The sequence below is a fragment of the Bifidobacterium sp. ESL0820 genome, assembly GCF_052606235.1.
The window spans coordinates 1129899-1149624 of sequence record NZ_CP199594.1 but is presented as its reverse complement, the minus strand read 5'-3'; the positions used below and the strand labels follow the sequence as shown (position 1 = coordinate 1149624).

General features: G+C 59.0%; 16 protein-coding genes. 14 read left to right on the top strand and 2 right to left on the bottom strand.

Annotated elements, in window-relative coordinates:
- Positions 1-28: 28 nt before the first annotated feature.
- The 8 genes from ACUIAH_RS04620 (at position 29) to ACUIAH_RS04585 (ending at position 10654) form a co-directional block, all read left to right on the top strand.
- Positions 29-877 carry an aldo/keto reductase gene (locus ACUIAH_RS04620; RefSeq protein WP_445340493.1) on the top strand — a complete coding sequence of 283 codons (849 nt, stop codon included), beginning with the start codon at positions 29-31 and terminating at the stop codon, positions 875-877.
- A gap of 54 nt (positions 878-931) precedes the next feature.
- Positions 932-1729, top strand: coding sequence for an HNH endonuclease family protein (locus tag ACUIAH_RS04615; RefSeq protein ID WP_445340492.1), 798 nt, complete (start codon positions 932-934; stop codon positions 1727-1729).
- 205 nt (positions 1730-1934) lie between these two features.
- Positions 1935-3929 carry a family 43 glycosylhydrolase gene (locus ACUIAH_RS04610; RefSeq protein ID WP_445340491.1) on the top strand — a complete coding sequence of 665 codons (1995 nt, stop codon included), beginning with the start codon at positions 1935-1937 and terminating at the stop codon, positions 3927-3929.
- Positions 3930-4052: 123 nt separating this feature from the next.
- Positions 4053-5378, top strand: a complete 1326-nt coding sequence (locus tag ACUIAH_RS04605; protein WP_445340490.1) for an ABC transporter substrate-binding protein — start codon at positions 4053-4055, stop codon at positions 5376-5378.
- Positions 5379-5442: 64 nt separating this feature from the next.
- A complete protein-coding gene (locus ACUIAH_RS04600) occupies positions 5443-6405 on the top strand; it encodes a carbohydrate ABC transporter permease (RefSeq protein WP_156147894.1) in 963 nt (320 codons plus the stop codon).
- Positions 6402-7370, top strand: a complete 969-nt coding sequence (locus ACUIAH_RS04595) for a carbohydrate ABC transporter permease (protein ID WP_198189600.1) — start codon at positions 6402-6404, stop codon at positions 7368-7370. The genes ACUIAH_RS04600 and ACUIAH_RS04595 overlap by 4 nt, the downstream gene beginning before the upstream one ends.
- A 25-nt stretch (positions 7371-7395) precedes the next feature.
- Positions 7396-9546 (top strand): beta-galactosidase, encoded by a 2151-nt coding sequence (locus tag ACUIAH_RS04590; protein ID WP_445340489.1) that lies wholly within the window; start codon positions 7396-7398, stop codon positions 9544-9546.
- A gap of 49 nt (positions 9547-9595) precedes the next feature.
- The gene (locus tag ACUIAH_RS04585) at positions 9596-10654 is read left to right on the top strand and encodes a LacI family DNA-binding transcriptional regulator (RefSeq protein ID WP_045923982.1); all 1059 of its coding nucleotides are present in this window, start codon (positions 9596-9598) and stop codon (positions 10652-10654) included.
- Here ACUIAH_RS04585 and ACUIAH_RS04580 read toward each other — a convergent pair whose 3' ends face one another.
- Positions 10655-12226, bottom strand: a complete 1572-nt coding sequence (locus tag ACUIAH_RS04580) for an MDR family MFS transporter (RefSeq protein WP_445340488.1) — start codon at positions 12224-12226, stop codon at positions 10655-10657.
- A gap of 330 nt (positions 12227-12556) precedes the next feature.
- On the opposite strand from ACUIAH_RS04580, the gene ACUIAH_RS04575 reads away from it, so the two are divergent.
- The 5 genes from ACUIAH_RS04575 to ACUIAH_RS04555 all read left to right on the top strand — a co-directional run bounded on the left by ACUIAH_RS04575 (position 12557) and on the right by ACUIAH_RS04555 (position 17498).
- Positions 12557-13705 carry a phosphate ABC transporter substrate-binding protein PstS gene (locus tag ACUIAH_RS04575; RefSeq protein WP_445340487.1) on the top strand — a complete coding sequence of 383 codons (1149 nt, stop codon included), beginning with the start codon at positions 12557-12559 and terminating at the stop codon, positions 13703-13705.
- Positions 13702-14655 carry a phosphate ABC transporter permease subunit PstC gene (gene pstC, locus ACUIAH_RS04570; RefSeq protein WP_445340486.1) on the top strand — a complete coding sequence of 318 codons (954 nt, stop codon included), beginning with the start codon at positions 13702-13704 and terminating at the stop codon, positions 14653-14655. The genes ACUIAH_RS04575 and pstC overlap by 4 nt, the downstream gene beginning before the upstream one ends.
- On the top strand, positions 14652-15632 hold the full coding sequence (gene pstA, locus ACUIAH_RS04565; protein ID WP_313837469.1) for a phosphate ABC transporter permease PstA: 981 nt from the start codon (positions 14652-14654) through the stop codon (positions 15630-15632). The genes pstC and pstA overlap by 4 nt, the downstream gene beginning before the upstream one ends.
- 31 nt (positions 15633-15663) lie before the next feature.
- Positions 15664-16443, top strand: coding sequence for a phosphate ABC transporter ATP-binding protein PstB (pstB, locus tag ACUIAH_RS04560; RefSeq protein ID WP_045923987.1), 780 nt, complete (start codon positions 15664-15666; stop codon positions 16441-16443).
- A 68-nt stretch (positions 16444-16511) separates the two neighbouring features.
- Positions 16512-17498 (top strand): AEC family transporter, encoded by a 987-nt coding sequence (locus ACUIAH_RS04555; protein ID WP_445340485.1) that lies wholly within the window; start codon positions 16512-16514, stop codon positions 17496-17498.
- Positions 17499-17502: 4 nt separating this feature from the next.
- Here the strand turns inward: ACUIAH_RS04555 and ACUIAH_RS04550 are convergent, their stop codons facing one another.
- Positions 17503-17718: a hypothetical protein gene (locus ACUIAH_RS04550; RefSeq protein ID WP_045923989.1), complete on the bottom strand. Its 216-nt coding sequence runs from the start codon at positions 17716-17718 to the stop codon at positions 17503-17505.
- A gap of 708 nt (positions 17719-18426) precedes the next feature.
- Here ACUIAH_RS04550 and ACUIAH_RS04545 point away from each other — a divergent pair.
- Entirely contained in the window at positions 18427-19680 is a 1254-nt protein-coding gene (locus ACUIAH_RS04545) for a hypothetical protein (protein ID WP_445340484.1), read from the top strand.
- Positions 19681-19726 lie beyond the last annotated feature (46 nt).

The window sequence follows — 19726 nt, the reverse complement described above, 5'->3', positions numbered from 1 at the left end:
CGGGCGGCATCCTGGGAAGGTGTGGACCATGACAGCAGTTCCTGACATCCAATTGTCTGACGGCAATCGCATTCCGCAGGTGGGCCTGGGCGTGCTCAGGATCGACGATGATCAAACCGCTGGAGTAGTGCGTTCTGCCCTGGAACTGGGTTATCGCCACATCGATACGGCAGCGGGCTACCGCAATGAAGGAGGCGTGGGCCGTGGCCTTAAGGCCTTCGGCTGCCAGAGCGGACCTGAGCGTGCCAACCTGTGGCTGACTACCAAGCTGCGTGACTCCGAACAAGGTTATGACAGCGCTCTGCGGGCTTTCGACCGCCAGCTGGCTCTGCTGGGCACCGACTATGTCGACATGTATATGATCCATTGGCCCACGCCGTTTGATTGGCGGGCCGACCAGGTTTGGCGTGCATTCCATCGGCTGCGCGATGAGGGGCGGGTGCGGACCCTGGGGGTCTGCAACTTCCTGCCAGAGCATCTGGAGAGGTTACACAGGGAGACGGGGGAGTACCCTGCCGTGGATCAGATCGAGCTGCACCCCAGCTGGCAGCAGCGCACGGTGACCACCTTCTGCAAGGAGCATGGCATCGCCGTACAGGCATACTCGCCATTGGCACGTGGCGCAGATCTGACAGTCGGAGGCGGAAGGTTGGAGCAAATCGCCCAGACCCACGGGGTCACGCCGGCCCAGGTGGTGTTGCGCTGGCATATCGAGAACGGGACCATCATCATCCCTAAGTCCGCCCACCGGGAAAGGCAGGCGGAGAACCTGGACCTGTTCGGCTTCAGCCTGACCGCTGAAGAGCATGCCGCCATCGATGCCATGGACTCCCCGGTGCGTGCAGGACACGACCCGATGACCTACGCCTATGCCTGACCGCTATGATGGATGATTCATGCAAGCAGTCGACATAGGAGGTATCGGCGGTAGATGACCGGTCCGAGACGCAGAAGATATCGGTATCGAGGCCGCAGCCGGTATGGTTCTGTCTGGCGCAATCCCGCACCGGCCCGCTTCCGTCGCGAATCGCTCACTGAACGGGTGCTGATTCTTCTGGTAGTGGCTGTGGTCCTAGGCATCACCATCGGCCTGATATTGCCAAGGGTCAACGGTGGAGTCGGACGGTTGACCGGCCGATATACGGCAACCGGCGATGCGGCCCAGACCCTGCAGAGTCTGACAGTGGACGATCATTCCCGCCCTGGCCGCCAGTACCGGCGTGAGTCCTTCGGCTTCAAGGAGACCGATGAGGACGGCAACGGCTGCAATGTGCGCGAGGATGTGTTGACCCGCGACCTGACTGACCTGCGTACCACTACTCCCGGCGGGTGCAAGGTGGCCAGCGGTCGTCTGCAGGATCCCTATACCGGGCGAATCATCGAATTCGTCAGAGGGCCGAAAACCAGCTCGGCCGTGCAGATCGACCACGTGGTCGCTCTGGAGAATGCCTGGCGGTCAGGAGCCAGCAAGTGGGACACGGCCCGCCGCTATCGGTTTGGCAACGACCCCTACAATCTGCTTGCTGTGGACGGCCCGGCCAACCAGGCCAAGGGGAGCGCCTCGGCCGACTACTGGCTGCCCGAGAACAAGGACTATCAGTGCTCGTATGTGGCCCGTCAGATAGGAGTCAAGGATAAGTACTCCCTGAGTGTCACCAGCTCGGAAAAACAGGCCATGCTGGCCGTTCTGCACACCTGCCCGGGCCAGCCCCTCCCGCAGGATCGCTGATCGCTGGCCTTGGCTGACAAACGGAATTGACTGCCATGTAAGGGTCTATTCGCGTAGGTGCTTGATAGCCTGACTTTCTGCACTGAACTGGACCTCTTAAGGTGTGATAGCATTGTTGCAGTTTGATACACAGTTGTATCAACAGCATAGATTTCGATTTGATCAGGGTCTATGACCGCAACAATCAGCAACAGAGAGGTTGACTATGAATGAGAATATCGGCTCGGATATACCCGGAACCGGAAACCGTATTCGGGATCATACGCTGGCAAGGCACAGATTGACCATTCTGCTTGTCGCCCTAGCGATGATTATGGGCTTGTCCTTTGGAACGCCAAAGGCGGTTGCCGCTCAAGGAGCAGGGCAAAAGTCCGATTCTGCAGGCGGAAATGGGCTGATCGTCAATGACCGTTTTTGGAATGACGTTGACGGTAACCCAATGTATATGCAGGGCGGAGGGATTTTCGATTTTCCGGATCCTGCTACGGGGAAGGTTTCTCATTTTTGGTATGGTGTTCACTTTTCCCAGGCCGAAGCTTATCGCCAGGACCCAACACATGCGCTCACTGGCAATGATTTCATTTCGGTGGATGTCTACAAATCCGCGAATCTGACCGATTGGAGATATCAAGGCGTGGCGTTGGACAGGGCGCAGGCTGATGCATTCGCCAGTGACTTTGGCGGTCGTCGTGCGGGTTGGGTGTGCAGAATGGGAGTTGCTTATGTCCCTGAGTTGCACACCTATGCCATGCTTATCCAGCATGAAATGCCAACGGATGCAACGGGTCGCAATTTCGACAAAAAGGTGATGATCGCTACAGCCGATTCGCCTGCTGGACCGTTCAAAGCCCAGAGGCGTATTGACATGCGCGATTACGGGCTGGGTACCAGCAATACCGGTGACCAGAGCGTCTTCCAGGATGAGGATGGCACAGGTTATCTGATTTATTCCTATGGCCGTGGCCGTGGCAGTGTTTGGGCGGCCAGAATAGGCGCTAAAGGGGGTCAGGTGGATCTGCTTGAACCTACTAAACTCTACCAGGGCTTCGGGCGTGAAGGCAATGCGCTTTTCAAGTATGCTGGCCGGTATTATCTGGCTGGTTCCGATCTATTCGGGTGGGATGCATCCCGAATTCATTTTCAGGTAGCAGATCATCTGTTTGGTCCCTATCAGCCCGTCAATCAGACGGTGATCATGGATGGCAGCCGAGCGGATTTCGGCCACATCACTCAGACCGGTTTTTACTACACCTTGCACGGCAGCCGAGCAGAGACCGTCATTCACTGCGGCGATCGATGGGCTGACTTTGCGGGTAATGGGCTTGGATACAACCAGTGGAATCCGCTCAGTTTTGATGATTCCGGCACGCCTCGCTTCAATTCCATGAGTCGGTGGAAGCTGGATGCCGATACCGGCCTTTGGTCGGTTGACGATGCCAATGACTATGTGCTCAACGGTTCCTTCGAAGCGGACAGGGTTTCGGTGGGTGAACAGGGGTATCGGGACAAGGACGGCAACGTGATTGCCGATATCGCCGGATGGCGGCGGGTCAATCCAGATGCCGTGAACAACGTAGCCGATGCCTATGGGCGAGTGGGCGACTATGATCTGCGATTCGCCCCTGGACGATCCCGCAGTGCCTCCATTGTCCAGGATTTGGATGAACCAGGGCATGTTCCCCTGCACGCCGGCCGTTTCCTTTTGAAACTCTCCTATGCGAACCCCAAAGGCATGGATCAGGCCAGGATCGCGATTGAATCCGGCGGGAAGACCTCGGAGATTAACCTGGCTGCCTCTACCGGCACAGACTGGAAGCAAGCCTCCTTGCTGGTCGATCTGCCCGGCGGGCAGACCAAGATCACTATTGATGCCTCCGGCAGTTCAGGCCAGACCCTGCATGTTGATGACGTGTCCCTGACAGGTGTGCCTGAAAAGGGAAATGAGACCAATGATGTGGCCGATCATGACGGAAATGGTACGCCGGCAGGCCCTGGAGGGTCCGCGTCCGGTTCTGTAGAGCCAGACAAATCCCTGCCTGTCCGTCCTGTCGCTGGCAGCGGCGGTCTATCCTCCACTTTGGCTGCCACGGGCATCGCTATCGGCCACACTCCAATTTTCGTAGCGAGCTGCCTGTTGGCGGGCATTCTGTCCATGGTCGTAGCCGTGTACTGTCGGCGACGTCTCATTGAGCGGAATTGACAATCCAAGGCTATGGATTATACTGAGAAACACGTTGGTACACAGTTGTACCAACGATTGGAAGGAGTAGGGCGTCAAAACCTTATCAAGGACGTGGTTTTTACAAACATCGAAAGGTTCATCATGAATTCTGCAAGGAAAATCCTGACCATGGGCGTCACCATGGTCGCCTTGGCCTCGTTCGCTGCCTGTGGAAGCAGCGGGTCTGGATCAACATCGAAGCCAGCGGACACCAGCAAGGCCTCTGGGCGCATAGTCTTTTGGGGCTGGGGCAATGGTATCAAGGAGACCATTGCTGCTTTTGAAAAGGCCAACCCCGGCATCACTGTGAAGTACAACAACACGGGCACTGCCGGTGACACCCAAGTGGCCTTGTCCAACGCAGTCGCTGCAGGCAAGGGCATCCCCGATGTCACCATGCTGGAGGATCCTACCGTCCAGCAGTTCGCGATTGAAGACAACCTGGAAAACCTGTCGGATTATGGGGCCGACAAGTTTGCCGGCGACTTCACCCCAGGGCCCTGGAACAAGGTCCAGTACGACGGCAAGCCCTACGCTCTGCCCATTGATGCCGGTCCCGAGGTTTTCTTCTACAACAAGGCGGTCTTCGACAAGGCTGGTATTCCCGAGCCCCCAAAGACCTGGGATGAGTACTATCAGGATGCCAAGAAGATCCGAGCTGTGGGTTCTTACATCACCAACAACGCCGGCGACAAGAACGCCTATCAGCCATTCACTGCACAGGCTTGGCAGGCTGGGGCCCACCCATGGAAGGTCGATGGTGACAAGATCACCATCAACATGACCAAGGATGCCGGCATGAAGCGGTATATCGACTTTCAGCAGAAGCTGATCGACGAAGACCTGCTCGATACCAAGACCGCCAACTGGTCCGATGACTGGAACAGGGCGCTTAACGATGGATCGGTGGCCTCGCTGACCATCGGTGCCTGGATGCCCACCAATTTGGAGTCCGGTGCACCCGACCAGAAGGGCAACTGGAGGGTCGCGCCTCTACCTCAGTGGAAAGAGGGAGACAGCGTGTCCGCAGAGGACGGCGGTTCGGCTCTTGTTGTGCCCAAGAAAGCCAAGAACAAGGCGGCCGCCTGGAAGTTCGCAGAATACCTGACGCACGGCAAGGGAGCTCAGGTCATGGCCGACCAGGGCAGCTTCCCCTCGCTGAAACGCATCCTGAGCTCGACTGAATTCACCAGCAAGAAGAACGAGTACTTCGGAGGTCAGGAAGTCAACAAGGTTCTGACCGAGGCAGCCAACCTCAAGGTCTCCAAGTTCCAGTATCTGCCCTACAACCCCTTCGCCCAGTCGACCTATGGAGATTCCATCGGCAAGGCCTACATGAAGCAGACCACACTGGAGAAGGCTTTTGAGGACTACCAGCAGAAGCTGGTGGATCACGGCAACCAGCAGGGGTACCAGGTCAATAAGTGAGTGATTATGGAGGCGGCTGACCATGGCCGTCTCCGGGCAGCGACAGGAAAGAAGGAGAGGCATCATGAGTGAAGTCGAAGGTTCGACTGTGCGGGTTCCGGCCCCCGCGCGGGCTCAAGGCCCTGGCGGAACCAGCGAGAGTCGCACTGGGGAGCGGCCTCACAGGCCCGACTGGCGTGGATGGAAGTTCATGGGACCCTTTGTCCTGGTCTTCGTATTCGTTTTCGTCCTGCCGGTGCTCTATGCCATCTACCTGAGTCTGTATGAGAAGCGCATGATCGGAGGGAACGTCTTTGTGGGTCTGGCCAATTACGCCAGGCTGATCAAGGACGGGCAGTTCTGGTCATCAGTTGGCCGTGTGGCGCTCTTCACTGTGGTTCAGGTGCCCATCATGCTCCTTCTGGCGGCATTGATGGCGTTGGCCCTGGACTCGCTCAAGCTGCACGGCACGCGCTTCTTCAGAATCACCACCTTCTTGCCCTATGCGGTGCCTGCTGTGGTGGCGGCTCTGATGTGGGGGTTCATCTACGGCACCAAGTACGGAATGGTGGGTTCCTTGAATCAATGGCTGGGCACGCATATCGATGTTCTGCAGCCCAGCGTGCTTCTGGCCGCCATCGGCAACATCAATACCTGGGAGTTCACGGGCTACAACATGCTGATTTTCTATTCCTCGCTGTCGACTGTGCCGCACTCGCTCTATGAGGCAGCGGCCATCGACGGGGCCTCGGAGTGGCAGATCGTGCGCAGCATCAAGGTTCCTGAACTCAAGAGTTCCCTGGTCATCACGGTCATCTTCAGCATCATCGGCAGTTTCCAGCTCTTCAATGAGCCCTCGGTCCTGCAGACCATGGTTCCAGGAAATGCGATTACCACCTATTACACCCCCAATATGTATGCCTACAACCTGAGCTTCATGGGCGGTCAGAGCAATTACGCGGCGGCCTTGGCCATCGTCATGGCCATCATTACCATGGTCGCTGCCTACGCCGTCCAGCTCAGGGGAATGAAGGAGCAGATGCAATGAGCACGGTTGATTCGAGGACTACCGACGGGGCCAAGGCTGAGCGTATGCGTGCTCGACGCGTCGCACGTGATGAGCGCGCGGAACGTCGAAGGGCGGCTCGAACGGGATTCTCCAATCCGGACAATCCGCGGCGCAGCTGGCTGTTGACCCTGGTTGCGGGAATCTTCGCGCTCTATTGCCTGTTTCCCCTGATCTGGCTGGTCATCAATGCCACAAAGACCCAGTCGGACTTCATTGGCACCTTCGGCTTGGCCTTTGGGCACAAGTTTGCCCTCTGGGACAACCTGCGCGAAGTGTTCACCTATGAGGGCGGGATCTTCGGGCGCTGGCTGCTCAACACCCTGCTTTACGTGGTTGTGGGAGCCGGTGGCGCCACCTTGCTGGCAGTACTGGGTGGATATGCCCTGGCCAAGTTCCGCTTTCCTGGCCGTCGCCTGGTCTTCGCAGTAGTCATCGGAGCCATCAGCGTGCCGGGCATCGCTCTGGCTGTGCCTCAGTTCCTGCTCTTCGCCAAGATCGGACTGACCGATACGCCTTGGGCCATGATCATCCCCAGTCTGATCTCGCCCTTCGGCCTGTACCTGATGTGGATCTTTTCCGACCAGGCAGTGCCTACTGAGCTGCTGGAGGCAGCCCGAGTCGACGGGGCTGGGGAGTTCCGTACTTTCTGGCAGGTCAGCCTGCCTCTGCTGGCCCCCGGCATCGTGACCACGGCGCTTTTCACTATTGTGGCCACTTGGAACAACTACTTCCTGCCCTTGATCATGCTCAAGGATTCCAATTGGTATCCGCTGACAATCGGGCTCAACAATTGGAAGGATCAGGCATCGACAGCTGGTGCCCATGCCATTCAGAATCTGGTGGTGACGGGCAGCCTGGTCACCATCATTCCCATCATCGTCGCCTTCCTGCTGCTGCAGAAATACTGGCAATCCGGCTTGGCTGCTGGTGCTGTCAAGGAATAGCAGAAACACGCAGACGGGATTAGGCATGAGCAAAACGGACCATCATGACCGTCGGCAGCCCCAACCATATAGACCTTACCGATGGCCGAAGGAGCCCAACGGTCATTCGGGAGGAATCTGGTTCGGCGGGGATTACAACCCGGACCAATGGCCAGAGCAGGTATGGACCGAAGATGTTGCGCTGATGAAACGGGCCGGCGTCACCATGGTGACACTGGGCATTTTCTCGTGGGCACGTCTGGAGCCCAGTGACGGAGTCTGGGATTTCGGATGGCTGGATCGGGTGGTGACCTTGCTAGGAGAAGCCGGTATCGCCGTGGACATGGCTTCGGCTACGGCCACGGCCCCATACTGGCTTTACCAGGCACATCCTGAGGTGTTGCCCGTGGAGGCGGATGGAACCCTGGTCCATCCGGGGGCTCGACAATCCTGGAGGCCCACCTCGCCTGTTTTTCGACGCTATGCCCTTCGCCTTTGCAGGGTCATGGGAGAGCACTTCCGCGACAATCCGACTGTGGTTGCCTGGCATGTAGGCAATGAATATGGATGGAACAACGCTGCTGACTACTCGCAGGATGCTTTGAAGGCCTTCCAAGGCTGGTGTCGCCGGCGCTATGGCAGCATCGAGGAGCTGAACCGGGCCTGGGGCAACGATTTCTGGTCCCAGCGTCTGCAGAACTTCGATCAGGTTCCCCTGCCTGAACATGCTGGCGTGCGTGATGCCTTCATCAATCCGGCGCTGCGTCTGGATTTCCGTAGATTCTGCTCAGATGCGTTGATGGATTTTTTCTGTGCAGAACGTGATCAGCTGCAGGAGCTCACCCCTGATAAACCGCTGACTACCAACTTCATGGTCTCGACAGACCAATGCGTCCTTGATTATGAGCGTTGGTCCCATCAGGTCGATTTCGTGGCCAATGACCACTATTTCGCCCATGGACCCGGACACCTGGATGAGCTGCTCTGCTCGGATTCACTGGTGGATGCCTATGCCCAAGGTCATCCTTGGTGCCTGATGGAGCATTCCACATCAGCCGTCAACTGGCGCAATTTCAACGCCTCCAAGCGTCAAGGCGAACTGATCCGGGACGCTCTGGCCCACGTAGCTATGGGGGCGGATGCAATCAACTTCTTCCAATGGCGGCAGTCCGCCTTCGGTGCAGAGGCCTTCCACTCGGCCATGATCCCCCACGCAGGGCCCGATTCGGCGATTTATGCACAGGTTGCCGATTTGGGAGGCATTTTGCGCGGACTTTCCCGGAGCGGACTGGCCGGGACCCAATTGGAACCCTCGTCCATTGCCCTGCTTTTTGATGCCGACTGCCAGTGGTCTATGGCTGATTCGACTCTGCCCGATTGTTCTGTAGATCATTGGCAGCAGGTTTATACCTGGTATCAGGCTCTGCTTGATGCCGGATACAGGGCGGACGTAATGCCACTGAGAGGGCAATGGGAGCGCTATGACGTGGTGGTGTTGCCGGCCCTGATTCTGCTGGATCAGGAGCAAGCCGGCCGTCTGCGCGATTATGTGAGCAGGGGTGGCCGGCTGGTGGTGGACTTCGCCAGCGGCATTATGGACGACCATATGCATGTTGGCTTGGGCGGATATCCTGCGGTTTTGCGTGATTTGACAGGTATCGCTTCCCAGGAGATGATCGCCTTGGGCACGAGTGACCAAGGCGGTGGATCCATCCTGGTATCAGAGGGCATTGAGGGCAATATATGGGTCAACGAGCCCTTGAGCATAGAGGATTCGGTAAGGGTGCTGGCTCGTTACCAAGGACGTCGTTCCTATGACCTCGACATGGCTGGGAAGCCTGCGGTGACCATCCATGGTTACGGTCAGGGCAGCGTTCTCTATCTGGGGACGGGCTTCACCAAGGAATCGCTGGTCTCGGTGATCAATCGGATTGTTCCTCCTGATTTCCTCACTGGCGCAGCAGGGGCAGGGTTGCACAACGGACGTGACGGCGACCCACGGTTGGTGCACCTGATCAGATCCGGGCCACAGGGCCGTTATCATTTCTATTTCAACCGGGGGTCGACAGTTGTCAGAGATGTGTCCACCATGGGTGAGGCTTTGGTGGTTCAACGAGCAGCCCGGTGCAGTGGGGGTGGTTTATCCGGCAATCGGTACACTATAGGAGTGCATGGTGTGGTGGTCACCCGTCAGTAGATGTGATCGCCATAGTGCCTTGGAGGTTGTCGCATTCTAGGGGGTGTCTATGGCTACGGATGAAGGTCGTCCAGGTAAACGGATCACCCTGCGCGAGGTGGCCAGCAAGGCGGGTGTCTCGCTGAAGACCGCATCCAACGTGATCAACGGCAATGGCCGTATGTCCAATGCGACCCGTGCGCGGGTGCAGCAGGTGATCGACGAATCGGGATACAAGGTCAATGCTGCGGCCCGTAATTTGCATCGGAACAAAACCGGTATCATTACGCTGGCTGTGCCTTCGCTGACACCTCCCTATCTGGCCGAATTGGCTAATAGGGTCATCGACAGCGCTCGCCTGCGGGACTATGCAGTGTATGTCAGCACATATGCCGAGGGGTCTGCCAAGGGAGCGCATGAGATTCTGGCCTCCTTTAACAGCACTATCAGCGACGGCATAATCCTGTCCATGTCGGAGCTTGAGCGGTTTGCCGTGGAGGATCTGGATGTGCGCTACCCCCTGGTTTGCGTAGGCGCGCGGACTACCCATGGGGTGGCGGATCATGTCATGGTCGATGATGCCGAGGCAGCTCGGATGGCCGCAGAGTATCTATTTGATCGGTCGGTGCGTTCACTGGCAGTCATCGGTCTGCATGCGCCGCTTGACCAGAATCAATTGGAGGCTGCAATCGAAGGCAATGCCGAGTTAAGGATGAAAGGCGTGCTTAAGGCGGTTCACGCAAGAGGACTGCAACTGGATGACCGGCTTCTGGGTGTAACCGGTTATGACTGGACCTTGGGCAGCGGGTACCTGACCATGCAACGGATATTAGAGGCGGGCGTGCCCTTCGATGGGGTGGTCGCTCTCAATGATCAGCTGGCTATCGGTGCATTGTCAGCACTGACTGCTTACGGCAGAGCCGTACCTGACCAGGTCCAGATCATCGGGTTTGACAACATCGAGGAGTCAGCTTATCTGCAGACTCCGCTTACTACCATGGATTCCTGCTTGGGGTGGATCTCACGAACCTGCGTCGACCGCGTCCTGGGACGTATCGGAGGCAGAGCTACTGCACCCCAGGATCTTGTTGTCGGATCGCAAGTCATAGCCCGCAAAACCACCAGGTGATCAGTCCTGGGTTTTGGAGTCGGCGGTGGAGGCGGTGATGGCAGGGGCGTCGGTGTGGATGATGTGCATGTGGCGCAGAAGCATACGGGTCATCTGGCGTCCGGAGCCGGCGCCGTTTCCGCGAACGCCGAAATAGACCAGCAGGACCATGCCCAGGCAGATGAGTGCCGAGATGCGCAGGGCCCACTGCACGCCGAAGATGTTGGCTGCGATCTGGGTGGAGTGACCGCCGCCCATGGCGTTGTGGCGCAGGGTGGTGATGGTCTCCATGAGGATGACCAGGATGGGTGCGCCGACAGCGCCGGCGATCTGCCGGGCCGTGTTGGTGACGGCCGAACCAGCTGAAACATCCTTGGGAGCCAGGTTGTTCAGGGACCAGGTGGTCAAGGGCATCAGGGTGAAGCCCATGCCGATCTGGCGGATGAACTGGCATATGGAGACCAGGCCGATCCAGGTATTGGCGCCGATCAGGCTCATGGCGATGGTGCCCAGCAGCAGGACCGAGCAGCCCGTCATAGCCACGGGACGTGCGCCCCAGCGGTCCAGCAGCCGGCCGCCGAAGAACTGGGCGATGGCGGTGCCGATGGCTCCTGGAAGCATGACCAGACCGCTCATGGTGGCCGAGAAGCCGCGGTCAGTCTGGATGTACATGGGCAGGATGACGGTGACCGAGCTGAAGGCGAAGAAGGACATGGAGGCGATGATGGTGCCCACAGTGAAGTTCTTGATCCGCAGCACATGCAGGTCCAGCAGGGGCTTGTCGTGATGGAGCTGGCGCAGAACGAACCAGACGATCCCGATCAGGCCGACCAGCATGAAGGGCCAGGTCATGAAGGAGGTGATGGGGAAGTTCTCGATGTTGGTGAAGCCGAACATAAGGCCGCCGAATCCGAAGATGGACAGGGCCACCGAGAAGAAGTCCGCCTTGACGCTGGTGTCGCGCTGGCCGAAGTTGCGCAGGCCGAAGATGGACAGGAGCAGCGCCACGGCCCCGCAGATGCTCAGTGTCAGGAAGATGGAGCGCCAGCCGTTGGCGTCGGTCTGCCAGCCGCCCAGGGTTGGGCCGATGGCCGGGGCCACGCTCATGGCCAGGCCCACAGTGCCCATGGCCATGCCGCGCTTGGACAACGGATAGATGGAGAAGACGGTGATCTGCAGAACGGGCCACATGGTTCCCGTGCCTATGGCTTCCAGGATGCGGCCCAGCAGGACCAGAGCGAAGGTCTGCGACTGCCAGCTCAACAGGGATCCCAGGGTGAAGACGGCCATGGAGGTGATGACGATCTGCCTGGTGGAGAAGCGTTTGGTCAGAAAACCGGTCAACGGCACCATGACGCCCATGACCAGCTGGAATACCGAGGTCAGCCACTGGCCGGTGGTCAGGGTGATGTGGAACTCGTCCACAATGGTGGGCAGGGCGGAGGCCAGCTGCAGCTGGGTGAAGTTGCCCAGGAAGGTGATGACGGTCAGGATGGCCAGCGACAGGAAGGCCTCATGGGTGAGCTTTCCGTTGACGAAGGCTCCATCCTTGCTGAGGGTCCGCCCTTGCTTGGCGAGCTCCTGCTTCCTCATGCAACCACCACTTCCTTTGGGTTCGGTTTTCACTGCGCATACCGCTCCCTGCGGTGCCGTCCTAGAAAGCAAATCAGGGCATACCGATACCGGTGACACTAAGAAAAGAACAAGAGAGCTAAGCGTCTGACAATGACCTTATAATATACCCAGTTGTGGATTGTGATGGGGTTTTTCCACATGGCTGACGCGGATGTGGCGACCTTGTCCGGCAGTCAGCGTTTCCAGTATGCTGTGTGAGGCGAGCTTCGGTAATGTGAATACGTGAGGATCCAACACGGACTGATGAGGACGGACGTTTGAAATGCAACGGCGGTCAAGGTAGGTAGCATGCACGTACATGGTCGTGGTCGTGGTAGATTCCCGGCCCTCCTCATGTCCCTGGCAATGATGATTCCCCTGGCGGCCTGCGGTGACAATGTCCCTGCCGCAAGCAGCGGAACAGGCAATACTGCAGATCAAGCACTCTTCCAGGGCGAATTCGCCGGCTCTGGCGCATCCTCACAGCAGAGCGCCGACGAGGCCTGGATAGCCGGTTTCCGCAAGCAGCATCCTGGGGCGCGCATCTCCTATGATCCGGCAGGTTCAGGTGCTGGAGTCACGGCTTTCCTGTCAGGCTCGACCATCTGGGCCGGTTCCGATGCACCGCTGACAACGGAGCAGCTTGAGCGCTCGCGTCAGGTCTGCGGTTCCGGCACGGCCATTGACCTGCCCGTTTACGCCACTCCGATTGCCGTGGCCTACAATCTCCCTGACCTGTGGCCCAAGGGCTCAGGCGGCCATCTGCGGATGGACCCGGCTCTGATCGCCATGATCTTCTCCGGAAAGGTCACCAACTGGCGGGATCCACGCATCGCAGCCCTCAATCCGCGAGCCAATCTGCCTGACTTGGACATCACTGTGATCCATCGTTCGGACAAGTCCGGCACTACGAAAAGCTTCCTGTCCTATCTGCACGACACAGCCGGGTCTGCCTGGCCTTATCCAGCGGGCGAGAATTGGCCCAACGACCTGGGGCAGGGCGCCAAGGGCACTGCCGGAGTGGTCATGACCATGAACCAGGCAGAGGGCACCTTCGGCTATGCGGACGCAGCCCAGACCACCGGGCTGGGCACTGTGGCCGTCCAGGTGGGGAAGACCTGGCAGCCACCTACAGCAAAGACCGCAGCCAACTTGCTTGATCTGGCCCAGCGGGATCCCCAGGCCAGCCAGCCCGGACGGGTGGTCCTGGCTGTGGACCATCGCACCAGCCGGGAGCATACCTATCCCATCGTCCTGGTCTCTTACGATGTGGTCTGCACCGCCTATCGACATGATCCGGACGGATCCAAGGCTCGGTTCGCCAAGGCCTGGCTGACCTATCTGCTGAGCGAGCAGGGTCAGCGCATGGCAGCGGCCAATGCGGGCAGCGCCGAGCTGGGGCAGGGGCTGCGCAGTCAGGCCATGGCCTCGGTGGAGACCATCGGAGGGAAGGCATGAGCGAGAAACCGGAGGAGACCGCAACCCTGCACCAGGCCAGACGGGTGGACCGGATCTTCAAGGCCTGCGCCACAGGGGCGGGAATTCTGATCCTGCTGGCCCTGGCTGCGGTCACCCTCTTTCTGATTCTGCGGGCCTTTCCGGCCTTCACCGGGGACCCGGATTCCCGCACCCAGGCCATCCGCTCCCTGAGCGGGGGGCGGGCGAGCAGTTTCCTGGGCTATGTGGGCCCCCTGGTCTTCGGCACCATTTTGATTGCCGGTCTGGCCCTGCTCTTGGCCTTCCCTGTCTCCCTGGGCATCGCCCTCTTCATCGGCTACTACGCTCCCGCCCGCCTGTCCACGTTGCTTAGCACGGTAATCGACCTGCTGGCCGCCGTGCCTTCGGTGATCTACGGGCTCTGGGGGGCTCTGGTCCTGGTTCCCAACATCACCGGCTTCTGGCGTTGGCTGTCCGTTCATTTGGGATGGATTCCGCTGTTTTCCGGACCCGTTGCAGCCCCGGCCCGGTCCGTGGCCACCGTAGCCCTGGTGCTGGCGGTCATGATTCTGCCCATCATCACCTCGGTCACCCGCGACATCCTGATCCAGGCCCCTCGACTCCAGCAGGAGGCCGCCTTGGCTCTGGGCGCCACCAAGTGGGAGATGATCCGGCTCGCGGTCCTGCCCTTCGGTCGTTCGGGGATCATTTCTGCTTCCATGCTGGGGCTGGGCCGCGCCCTGGGCGAGACCATGGCGGTGCTGATGATCCTCTCGCCAGGCCTCAGCTACTCCCTTCGGCTGCTGCAGGCTTCGAAAAGCCAGACCATCGCCGCCAACATAGCCGCCCAGTTCCCGGAGGCGGACTCCCAGGGTGTGGCCCTCCTGGTGGCCACCGGTCTGGTCCTCTTCATCATCACCTTCATCGTCAACTATCTGGCGCGCAGGATCACAGCAAAGGCGGGTGCATGATGGCAAGCCGAACTGATCGCGGTCCAGTTATCGATTTTGACCGCTTCAGGCCAACCAGGTCCTCCATCCGGGCGCGCAAGCGCAAGGACCGGCTGATGACCGTCCTGATCGGGCTCTCCTTCCTGGTGGCCCTGATTCCTCTGGTTTCGGTGCTCTGGGTCAGCCTGTCCAAGGGGGTGCGACGGCTGACACCGGACTTTCTTACCCACAATATGAGCGGTGTGGTAGGGGGCAACCCCACGCCGACCGGAGGCTATGGCGGCATCCTGCACGCGGTAATCGGGACCCTGGAGATCACCTTTGGCTCCATGGTCATATCCATTCCAGTGGGCGTCATGTGCGCGGTCTACCTGGTCGAATACGCCCACGGAGGCCGCCTGGCCAAGGCCATCAGTCTCATGGTGGACGTGATGAGCGGAATCCCCTCCATCGTGGCCGGCCTCTTTGCCTTCTCCATGTTCGCCATGGTGGTCGGACCAGGTACCGTCAACGGACTTGCCGGCTCGGTGGCCCTCTCGCTGCTTATGCTGCCCACGGTGGTCAAGACCTCTGAGGATATGCTGGCTGTGGTGCCCAACGACCTGCGCGAGGCCGCTTATGCCCTGGGGGTGACCAAGCAGCGTACCATCACCAGCATTGTTCTGCGCACGGCCCTGCCCGGCATCGTCTCGGGCACCATCCTGGCTGTGGCACGGGTCATCGGTGAGACGGCGCCCTTGCTGATAGCTTCGGGCTTCATCGCCACCACCAACCCCAACCTCTTCTCCGGGAGGATGACCACCCTGCCGGTCTTCGTATACAACGAGTATTCCCAGGGGCTGGCCGTCTGCGGGCCAGGTGCCGACCCGGGATGCCTGACCGACATCCACATGCAGCGGGCTTGGGCTGCGGCCCTGGTGCTGATCCTTATCGTCCTGCTGCTCAACCTGCTGGGGCGGCTGGTCTCGCGCATCTTTGCTGTTGGGCGGACCCGTTGAGCGCCGCCATGAGAGAAACGGAGGCCGGAATATGGGCCAACGCATAGACATCAGCCATCTCAACGTCTACTACGGCGACTTCCTGGCCGTTGAGGACGTGAACATGCGCATCCAGGCCAACAAGGTCACCGCCTTCATCGGTCCCTCAGGCTGTGGCAAGTCCACGGTTCTGCGCACCCTGGACCGCATGCACGAGATCACTCCGGGGGCGCATGTGAGCGGGCAGGTGCTGTTGGAGGGTCGCGACCTCTATGGACCGGATGTGGACCCGGTCGAGGTGCGGCGGGATGTGGGCATGGTCTTCCAGAGGGCCAACCCCTTCCCGACCATGTCCATCCGGGAGAACGTCCTGGCTGGTATCCGGCTCAACAAGAAGCACATCGCCAAGTCGGACGCCGACGACCTGGTGGAGTGGGCCCTGCGTGGGGCCAACCTTTGGAATGAGGTCAAGGACCGCCTGGACAAGCCGGGCATCGGGCTCTCGGGCGGTCAGCAGCAGCGGCTCTGCATCGCCCGTGCCGTGGCCGTGCACCCCCAGGTCCTGCTCATGGACGAACCCTGCTCGGCCCTGGACCCCATCTCCACCCTGGCTGTGGAGGACCTGATCAACGAGCTCAAGCGGGACTACACCATCGTCATCGTCACCCATAACATGCAGCAGGCCGCCAGGGTCTCGGACTATACAGCCTTCTTCAATCTCAAGGCCGTGGGTCAGCCCGGCCATCTGGTGGAGATGGACGACACCACCACCATCTTCTCCAACCCGCACGAGCCGGACACCGAGCGCTACATCTCCGGTCGCTTCGGCTGAGACAGAACCGGTCTGCGCCTCCGCCCGTCAGGTATCATGGTTCCGGCATCCACGGAAGGAGCGAGGGCATGGGAGTACTGCTGGAACCGGCCACCCTCTTGGGCATCATCCTGGTGGGCTACCTGTTCAAGCGGTTTGGGCTCTTTCGCCCGCTGGACTACCGGGTGCTGCAGACCGTGGTGTTCGACCTGGTCCTGCCCGGGGCCATCATCTACTCCTTCGCTACCAACCCTCACGATCCTAGCCTGCTTCTGGTCTCGGCCTTCGCCTTCGTGGCCGCGCTGATTCCGCCCCTGGCCATCTTCCTGACCAGCAGGCATCGGCCTACGGCTCAGCGGGCTTTTCTGATGCTCAACGGATCGGGTTTCAACATAGGATGCTTCTGCTTTCCCATGCTTCAGTCGCTGCTTGGCACGGCGGCTCTGGTGCCCGCCGCCATGTTCGACATCGGCAACTCAGTCATGGTATCCGCTGGAACCAACGTCATGACCCAGGGGCTTCTGCATATTCGACCGGGCCAGTCCCTGGATCCCGATGCGGGGGAGCCGGTCAAGCTGGATGATCCGGATGCTCGCAAACTCCATCGCAAGGCCGCGGCCATCTCCATATTCAAAGGCTTCTTGAGCTCGCCCTCCTTCGACACTTACCTGGTTATGGTGGGCTTTACGCTGGCCGGAATCTCGCTGCCGGACTGGTCGGCCCAGATCACCCGCCCATTATCGGCGGCCAACGCCTTCTGCTCCATGCTTATGGTGGGCATGCTCATGGACTTGCCTGGCGGACGGGATGATGTCAAGTCCGTATTGCAGATCCTGGCCTGGCGGCTGCCCTTCGGCATCCTGTTCGCAACGGTCGCATGGTATCTGCTGCCCTTCGAACCCTTGATTCGTCAGGCGGTGGCCCTGTGCTGCCTGGCTCCGACGGCGGTTTTCGCCACCATGTTCACCGACAAGGTCTTGGGCAACGCCCGTCTGGCCGGATTCACCCTGGCCCTGACTGCGGTGATCGGCGCGGTGCTCATGGTTTTGGCGCACTTGCTGATGGGCGCCATCTAAAGATTCAGCCCTTCTTCTTGTCCTTCTTGTCGTCTGTGCCCTGGCCGCGGCGCTCCTGCTCCTGGCGCAGGGTGCGGCCCTCACGGGTGCGCTGCTTGTTGACCGTGGCTGCTGCGATCCGCTCAGCGGCGCGTTCATCCTGTCCACGATCGACTTCGCTGTCATGCACGTGCTGATACTGCTTCTGATCGTCCGGATCCCAATGATTGTTCCTGGCCATATGCCCCTCCTTGAAAGCGCCGTGCCCTTTAACGCATCCCATGTGGGACGTCTTCAGGGCCGTGCCGGTATGCCGATTATAGGTGGGCGGACAGTTCTGCGGCGGTATTGGAGCTCGGGCTATACGCCAAAATGCGTGCGTTTTTCATCCTCTAAGCCCTTATCGGGGTAGGGCTAGAAGCGTCCAGTAGATGCCTGCTTTCCTTAGAAAGCATAAAGACACCGAATTGCCTGGCCTGGGCTACCAGCACAGGTCGCACCCAGTGGCGGTGCTAGCGGTGCGAGGCCCCGATTCCCGTGAATAAAAATCTGCTCGAATCATTAACTAACGACTGCGCGCCTTGCCCAGGAACCACAATGGGCTGGGCCCGGAACACGAAATCAGAGCCATCTGCCAGCGGGGTCATCAACACGCCGCCGACCCCCAGAGAGATGCCCGGCCGGCCGCCTACGCTTGCAGCGATCAGAATCTCGAATGGTTGAACGATCTCGCTTGGCAACACAGCCAACAAGATCTACACCAGGCCACCGCTATCGACTGGAACGAACTGCACACTCCATCAGATACCTCAGCAGCACCGACTAATTTGTAAACATTTTGGCATATGACCCAAAAATACGACGCCCCTATATCTTACGGTACAGGGGCGAAGAACTTATTGCTTTTATAAATTATCATAGACTTATGGAAGATGCAACTCACTCGATTATGGATCTGGCGATATCAGAGAAGCGCTTGGAACCCTATAAGAAAGAGGCCCGGAAACACCCGGGAGTGGAAGCCGCTGACTTATACCGTTGGAATACCTTATTCTCCGGAGTGGCAGTCACGCAGATCTCCTTTGTCGAGATGAGTGTGCGCAATGCGATGGACAAGGAGCTGATACTTTGGGCTCGTGCTAATGGATATGACGACTGGCTTGGGAAAACGCCGCAGCCCGAATGGTTCGAAGGTCATGAGACTGCCCCTCTGAGCCAGGCGCCACCTCTTATTGAGGAACTACTGGGCGCAGACCAAATAGGGAAGCTGTGGTACTCATGCCGCAGGGTATACCGGATATGGGAAAAGAATTCTAATCACCACAAGCATGGCCAATACCCGAACAGGCATGATGCATTCTCGCATTTGATGTTCGGAGGTTGGCAACGGTTACTTGGACCTACGGATTTCAAGAGCAAAGACCCAACAGTCCTCAAGAGGGCGGCGGCTGCACGGCAGCTCTGGAAAGAGGCTTTGCATAAGGCCTTTCCGGAGATGACCCATAGCAAGGTCAATGATCAGCAACGGGTGAAACTCCTGCTTGATATCGACAGAATTCGCCGCCTGCGCAACAGGGTCTCCCATGGCGAGAACGTCCTAAGTATTCAAACGGACCTGTACCTGGATAAGATGCTCGCAGTCCTGTCGGCCATCGACCTCTACATTAGTGACTGGGTCATGGACCAAACAGGCCGCACTTATCGGACAGTGGCCAAACTCAAATATTACCCGGAGCTGCTGCAGTCCTACCAGCAAAACGATCCGCTCCCCTCTAGCCAGGAAATCGTGGCCTACAAGCTGACCTCCAGTGGTTCCTACAGCGGGGAAGAGATCATTGAAGCCCAACTGAAGAACTCACAGAGTCATGGAGGACGCACCTTTATGACCGTCGGGAAACCACCGCTAGAAAAGAACAGATCCCGCCTCAGGGAAATCCTCCTGGTTGATGCTGGAGGCAAGAAAGCGGCCGTAGGTGAAATCGTCGCCTACGGCTATGGGAACGACGTACAGCGGCCGAAAGGATACGATCCTCCGGCATACAGGAAGCGGTATCAAAAGAGAAAGGCTTGGTTCGCTGTGAGGAATCTATACGAAGTCGACTGCCAAGGCGGACGGGTCATCGGTTACCAAACCAAAGACGGCCAGAAGGTGCCCGGCTGTTTCACAGGGCAGGTAACAATGAGATATGTCTGCCACGACTAAGAGTCCTAACACTCCTATTCCCAAACCAGACTAACCTCATAGCCTC